Genomic DNA, 6,317 nt, shown 5'->3' with positions numbered 1-6,317 from the left:
TATGACCACAGTGAGTACAGGTTTTGCTGGTGTATTCTTCGGTCACATCTACAACTCTTGATAAGTATGGCTCAACTCGGCACTAATTGATAGTAATGACCAAAAACCTTCTGGAAACCCCCCAGACCCCCAGAGTTAATCAATCCACATCGGAACCCTTGACCCGGTGGACAGTCCCATCAATCCAACCATCTGGAAACCCTGACAAACTCTTCCCAACTATTATCAATTGCGGATTCCCCGACCCACCGCTATAGTTAGCAGTAGGTCTTAGCAGCGAAATTATGAGTACAATTCCCAAAATCGAATATCTCAAAGTTATAAATTACCGCGCCTTACAAAATCTCGAATTAAAAAGAATTACTCCCCTCACCGTATTTTTAGGTCCCAATGGCAGTGGCAAATCCACAATTTTTGATGTGTTTGCCTTTCTATCTGAATGCTTTACCGAAAGCCTCAGCAAAGCCTGGGATAGACGGGGGAGATTTCGAGAACTCCGCACCCGAGATAGTCAAGGCTGCATTGTGATTGAATTAAAATACCGAGAAACCTCCGACTCACCTTTAATTACCTATCATCTCGCCATCAATGAAGAAAATAATCGCCCTTTTATCGCCGAAGAATGGCTGCATTGGCGACGAGGAGGACAAGGTAAACCCTTCCGTTTTTTGGACTTTAAAAATGGGGAAGGACAAGTCATCAGTGGGGAAATGCCAGACCCACAAGACGAAAGAATCACGGAACAACTTGACTCCCCGGAATTATTAGCGGTTAATACTTTGGGGCAATTTGCCAAACATCCCCGGGTTAGTGCTTTAAGGCGGTTCATCACCGGATGGTATTTATCCTATTTAACCGCCGACAATACCCGCAGCATTCCCGAAGCAGGAACCCAAGAAAGATTATCCACAACGGGGAATAATTTACCCAATGTTATCCAATATTTAAAAGAACAACATCCCCAGCGTTTAGAGGAAATCTTAAAAACTTTATCTTCCCGAATTCCTCGCTTAGAAAAAGTAGAAGCATCAATTATGCCAGATGGTCGTCTGTTATTACAAATAAAAGACGCACCTTTTTCTCATCCAATTCTCGCCAAATTTGCCTCAGACGGAACTTTAAAACTATTGGCATATTTAACTGTATTATATGACCCAAAACCTCCTCAATTAGTCGGCATTGAAGAACCCGAAAATCACTTACACCCGGTTTTATTGCCACAACTGGCTGAAGAATGCCGGACAGCTTCTGCTAATACTCAATTAATGGTAACTACCCATTCTCCATTTTTTGTAAATAGTCTAAAGCCAGAAGAGTTATGGGTACTTTATCGAGATAGCCAGGGTTTTACTCAAGCTAAAAAAACCGCAGATATGCAGGGAGTCAAAGAGTTTATAAATCAAGGTGCCTTGCTTGGTTCTCTCTGGATGGAAGATTTTTTTGACGTGGGAAATCCTCTCATAAATCTGTGATTTTTTTAACTATACTTAATCCCCCAATTCGCCCCGGAGGTTTACATTTTATCCGGCGAGGTTTTGGGATAAATTACTATGATAATATGATAATATATAAATTAGGCGATCGCCTTTAATTAATTCCCGGAATCATCAGAAAATGAGTTGGTCAAATCAACCCCCAAACCCCTCCCCTCAACGATTAGAGATTTTCATTAATCCCGCCAGCGGTAAAGGTAAATCCTTACAGATATTTGAGCAAATAAAACCCATTTTAGCACACCATAACACCGCCTTTAATGTCACCTGCACCCGTCATGCTGGCGACCTCCAAAACCGCGTCAAAAATATGGATTTATCCTCAATTGATGGCTTAGTAGTTGTGGGGGGAGATGGTAGCATTCATGAGGTAATTAACGGCTTAATGAACCGTCAAGACTGGGAAAAAGCCATTAAAACACCTCTGGGAATCATCCCCGCCGGTACCAGTAATGGCTTATGTAAAACCCTGCTACAAGAAGCTGGAGAAACCTATAATCATATCAATGCTACCATTGCCATCACCAGAGGCAATATTCAACCCCTGGATATCTTGGGAGTCCAACAAAGCGAAGGCGAAAGCGATCGCTTTTATTATAGCATTCTCTCCATAGCCTGGGGATTAATTGCTGCCGTCGATATCAAATCGGATAATCTGCGGTTTTTGGGTTCTTTAAAAACCGACATTTATGCACTATGGGAAATCTGGAAACTGCGTCATTATCGAGGCAAATTATCGCTAATTACTGCCGACTGTGAATCTCCCCTTATAATTGAGGATGATTATATACTGTTATGGGCGATGAATGTTCCCTGGGCGGCTTATAATCTTAATCCCGCACCTCACTCTCACCCCACAGATGGAAATATAGATGTTTTATTAGTGCGGCGTGGTATCTCTAAATTCAACTTAATTAAGGCTTTTTTATTGTGCAATAAAGGACAGCATCTAGCCATCCCAGGAATCGAATATTATAAGCTGCGAGGTTTTCACCTAGACCCCCAAGATGGAGAATTTTTAGCCATAGACGGGGAACCTATTTCCTCAGCCCCCATTAAAGTTGAAGTCCTACCCAATTTGGCGCGTGTCTTTCATCCTTAAATACCTAGCCATGTCTGAGTCAGTGTCTGATTATGATTGACTTCTGCCAACTAATGTGATACTTATTGGCTGATAACAAAACATTTATCAACCATCAAAATATGTCAGATACCGTCTACGAAAAGACCTCGGAACTTCCCGAAAATTCCATCGTTTCCCCTCAATCTCCCCTAGACAAAATCCTGCAATTTTTCACGCTCAAAATCGCCAAAGTCTTGATTAATGTGTCTTGGATAACCCCCAACGGCATCACCTGGACTTCTTTATTGATTGGCGGCGGGTTGGCAGGTTTTTTAATCTTAAAACATTACTATCTTTGGGCAGTTGTAGCCATAGTAATTAGTGGGTTACTAGACTGTTTGGATGGAGACCTAGCCCGGAGTAGGGGTATCGCTTCGGATACGGGAAACTTACTGGATAGTGTCTTAGATCGCTATGTGGATTTTTTGATAATATCAGCCCTAATCTTAGATAACCCTAGGGATAACTTAGTCGTGGGATTAATAGCACTTTTGGGAACTACAATGGTTCCCTATATCCGCGCCAAAAGTGAATCATTAGGTCGCAGCAGTATCGCTAGTATTGGTAGCCGGGCTGTGCGAACAGTTTTGATTATTGTAGGATTATTAACCGGGCAAATTTTCCCCCTACTGATAGCTTTGGCGGTAATATCTAATGTGGCGGCTATACATAGATTTGCTCACGCCCTGAACCCAGGGAACGAATAAACCCAACAACTCAATCGGGGTGAGTCTCCCAAATGGGTGGATTGATCAATTCATGGCGATCGCCTTTAGTTGTAGAATGAATCAGGATTTCTGCTCTTCCCCATTAGGGGGGATAATCGCCCTGACTTAGGGTTTCTGGGGGTGTAACTGCATAAACAACCTATCTCGATTGCGATCGGATTTTCGCTCCATACAATAACCAACTACTTAACAGCCCATGGCATCTTCCCGAAAGTACCCACTCACAGCCATTCTGACTGGTATTATAATTAATCTCTCCGCCTGGTTTCCTGGACCAGTGAAAGCCGAAACAATTTTGGGAGTAGTACGTTCCCCATTACCGACAGCAGACTGGAATAGCGTAGAAAGCCGACTACAAAGCAGTCGCATCAACTATCAAACCATTGATATAGATAATCTCAATAGCGCGGAAGCATTACGGGGACTGCGAGTATTATTTCTTCCCAATGTGGAAGTAATGACCACAGACCAAATTCGTATATTAGAACAATGGGTACAACAGGGAGGGCGCTTAATAGCCAGTGGGACAGTGGGGAACCGTTCAACTCCCTTAGCGCGTGAAAGACTAAGAACCCTAATCGGGTCTTATTGGGCTTTTCCCCTGAGTAACCCAGCCACGCCGATTTCTCAAAGCGATCGCTGTCAAGATCAGATTTGTCGTAATATAACAGAGTGGGCCGCCACAGTGAACACCAGTGGAACCGTAGCAGGTGGGGTATTAATTCCCGCCACCCAAGAAAGCTACACCGCCGGAGTTTGGCAGGGTAGCAGCGCTTCCGCCGCCGCTATTGCGACCACCCAGGCTATTTATTTAGGATGGCATTGGGGACGCGGAGAGTCACCAGAAGTAGATACAGCTTGGTTACAGGCTGCTATTAATCGTTACACTGGGGCTAGCAGTCCCCCACAATCCTCTGTAGCCCGCCAAAATCACACCATACAACCAGCGCCTCACCGGCGGCTTAGTGAGTCCCCGACAACTATTCAAACCCCCCCTCAGCAGTCAAATACAGGGTCCCGGACAACTATTCAAACCCCCCCACCAGCTAATCGAGTTAGTAACCCCAACCTAGCCTCAGTCAACCCCCGTCCTTCTTTGCTGCAATTATTTACAGACCCCTCGGAACAATCAGCGCCAGCAGGGTTAGAGGTCAAACCGGGTAACGACCCCATTGATAACACTACCGCCATTTTGATGAGGGAAGAATTAGAGAATCTGTTGGGTAGGTTTGAAAATGCTGTTATAGCTTCGGCTTCTGGTAGTACCCCCATTAACTTGCAGATAGCTTCGGCTGAACCGAAAAATCCAGTGACTACAATTGCTAGACACGCCACATCTTCTATACCATCAAGGACACAAAATGCGATCGCCCTAGCCCAACAAGCGATTAAACAGTTTCCCGAATTGGTAGCCGCCCAAAATTGGGTAGCTGCCAGAAGATTATGGTTAGATGCCCGTCAAAAATTGTGGGAAAATTACCCCACCGACGGAGAGCGATCGGGTGCAGAAATTCGGGCAGTTTGGCTAGATCGTGGTACAATCGTCGCGGCCAGAGGAGAAGCAGGACTCGCCCAAATATTTGACCGTTTGGCAGATGCCGGAATTAATACCGTATTTTTTGAAACTGTCAACGCCGGATATACTATCTACCCCTCGCGAGTTGCACCCTCCCAGAATCCTTTGACCGTCGGTTGGGACCCTTTAGCTGCGGCGGTGAAACTAGCAAAAGCTAGGGGTATGGAATTACACGCCTGGGTTTGGGTATTTGCGATCGCTAATCAGCGACACAATGCCCTCTTGCGACAACCTGACAGTTATTTAGGTCCTGTGTTGTCCGCTTACCCGGAATGGGCTAATTTGGATAACCAGGGTCGGACTTGGCATGAAAACGATCGCAAGGCTTACCTAGATCCAGCTAACCGGGAGGTCCGCAGTTATCTATTACGTTTGGTCGGAGAAATGGCCCACAATTATCAGGTTGATGGCATTCATCTCGACTATATCCGCTATCCTTTTCAGGATGCTAACCGAAATTTTAATTTTGGCTATGGTACAGCCTCCAGAACCCAGTTTAGAGATTTAACTGGAGTTGACCCCATTTCTCTGACTCCCCGTGATGGGGTATTATGGCAACAGTGGACACAATTTCGATCTGATCAGGTGACATCTTTTGTCCGCGATGTCCGACAACTGTTAAGCACTAATTATCCGAATGTCATTCTCTCGGCGGCGGTGTTTCCACACCCGGAAACTGAACGCATTGCCAAAATTCAACAACATTGGGAAGTTTGGGCGCGTCAAGGATATCTTGATTTGCTAGTCCCTATGACTTATTCCCTCGATACTAATCGCCTACAGCGCATTACTCAACCTCTCACCGGACCACAACAGTTAGGGCCTACTTTAATCGCCCCCTCCGTCAAACTTTTGGATATTCCTAATGTGGTGGCGATCGACCAAATTCAAGCCCTCCGAGATTTACCTAGTGGCGGCTATTCCATTTTTGCCGTGGAAACTATTGATAGCAACTTACAGGGATTTTTGCGTCGCACTCAAAATAATGGCGGAAACCACAGCCACATTATCCCCTATCGTCAGCCTCTCAAAGCTGCCAGCGATCGCTATTTAGCCCTCAAGCGAGAGTGGAGTTTTCTCCTCGCTAATGACCAACTCTGGATCAGGGAATCTCAACTAAACAGCTTTAGAAACCAAGCAGAGGTTTTAGCACAGGCTTTGCAAAATTTGGCTGAGTCCCCCAATCCTCAAGCCTTGAGTCGCGCTCAACGAGAATTAGCTACTTTTCAATCTCAATTTAACGGTTATATGACCCTCCATGCTAGGGAAAAACCCTACCAAGTCCAAAGTTGGCAAAATCGATTGGCTAGTTTAGATATGCTGTTACGATACGGCGCACACAGCAAAAATTCGGGAGTTTGGTAGCTCCGTCTTTTTAAAGCGGGGCGGAAAAACGA

General features: G+C 45.1%; 4 protein-coding genes. All 4 read left to right on the top strand.

Annotated features, from left to right (window positions below; all coding sequences use genetic code 11):
- Positions 1-284: 284 nt before the first annotated feature.
- The 4 genes from P5683_RS21820 (at position 285) to P5683_RS21805 (ending at position 6,285) form a co-directional block, all read left to right on the top strand.
- Positions 285-1,472 (top strand): AAA family ATPase, encoded by a 1,188-nt coding sequence (locus P5683_RS21820; protein WP_006626186.1) that lies wholly within the window; start codon positions 285-287, stop codon positions 1,470-1,472.
- A 142-nt stretch (positions 1,473-1,614) separates the two neighbouring features.
- Positions 1,615-2,595 (top strand): diacylglycerol kinase family protein, encoded by a 981-nt coding sequence (locus P5683_RS21815; RefSeq protein WP_006626184.1) that lies wholly within the window; start codon positions 1,615-1,617, stop codon positions 2,593-2,595.
- A gap of 101 nt (positions 2,596-2,696) precedes the next feature.
- A complete protein-coding gene (locus P5683_RS21810; RefSeq protein WP_006626183.1) occupies positions 2,697-3,323 on the top strand; it encodes a CDP-alcohol phosphatidyltransferase family protein in 627 nt (208 codons plus the stop codon).
- Positions 3,324-3,540: 217 nt separating this feature from the next.
- Entirely contained in the window at positions 3,541-6,285 is a 2,745-nt protein-coding gene (locus P5683_RS21805; RefSeq protein WP_315641746.1) for a family 10 glycosylhydrolase, read from the top strand.
- Positions 6,286-6,317 lie beyond the last annotated feature (32 nt).

It is taken from the genome of Limnospira sp. PMC 1279.21 (assembly GCF_032349615.1).
GTDB lineage: Bacteria > Cyanobacteriota > Cyanobacteriia > Cyanobacteriales > Microcoleaceae > Limnospira > Limnospira fusiformis.
Note: the sequence above shows the minus strand (reverse complement) of the source record. Positions and strands in the feature narration are given on the sequence as shown.

Excerpts from the sequence above, each read along its gene's own strand:
- P5683_RS21820 (WP_006626186.1), top strand. The coding sequence starts at position 285 with ATGAGTACAATTCCCAAAATCGAATATCTCAAAGTTATAAATTACCGC.
- P5683_RS21815 (WP_006626184.1), top strand. The coding sequence starts at position 1,615 with ATGAGTTGGTCAAATCAACCCCCAAACCCCTCCCCTCAACGATTAGAG.
- P5683_RS21810 (WP_006626183.1), top strand. The coding sequence starts at position 2,697 with ATGTCAGATACCGTCTACGAAAAGACCTCGGAACTTCCCGAAAATTCC.
- P5683_RS21805 (WP_315641746.1), top strand. The coding sequence starts at position 3,541 with ATGGCATCTTCCCGAAAGTACCCACTCACAGCCATTCTGACTGGTATT.